Genomic DNA, 582 nt, shown 5'->3' with positions numbered 1-582 from the left:
TTCTTGATCGCGCCAGTCCATGCGCCAGGACTTCATGTAAATGCGGGTCACCCAGAAGCCGACTCGGAAATTTCCTACATGATTCCGCTTAGTCGCCCCTTACCGTTCATCAGAGGACCATTCTAAGAGCCTGGCTTTTTAACGCCCGATAAAAACGTGCACAAGACTGATGGCTTCTCCTAATCACCATAAAAACAAATAGGTACCGGCGATGCATAATCAGATTGACAGTTTTCGCGTGGCGCTCGACGCCCGTCCCGTGTCGTCTTACCAGTGGTGGATTCTTTTACTTCTCACATTGTTGATGGTGACTGACGGCTACGACGCCCACGTGCTGGCTTATGTGGTACCGGCGTTGGCTCAGGAGTGGGGGGTGGAGAAAGCGGCGTTCGGGCCAGTGTTCAGTGCCAACTTGTTGGGACTGACCGTGGGGGCGCTAGCGATAACGCCACTGGCGGATCGGTTTGGCGTGCGGCGAATTCTGCTGGCCAGCGTGGTGATCTACGCGACCCTCACGGCGTTGACGGTATTCGTCAATTCGCTGAGCAGCCTGATGGTCGCACGTTTTATCTGTGGTATCGG

At 54.8% G+C, this 582-nt stretch carries 1 protein-coding gene; it reads left to right on the top strand.

All coding sequences use genetic code 11. The annotated features are described in order from the left end of the window. Positions 1-211 precede the first annotated feature (211 nt). The coding region (locus tag FEM54_RS33680; RefSeq protein WP_138454411.1) for an MFS transporter at positions 212-582 on the top strand (371 nt) is incomplete at its 3' end.

The organism is Pseudomonas edaphica, assembly GCF_005863185.1.
Taxonomy (GTDB): domain Bacteria; phylum Pseudomonadota; class Gammaproteobacteria; order Pseudomonadales; family Pseudomonadaceae; genus Aquipseudomonas; species Aquipseudomonas edaphica.
Note: the sequence above shows the minus strand (reverse complement) of the source record. Positions and strands in the feature narration are given on the sequence as shown.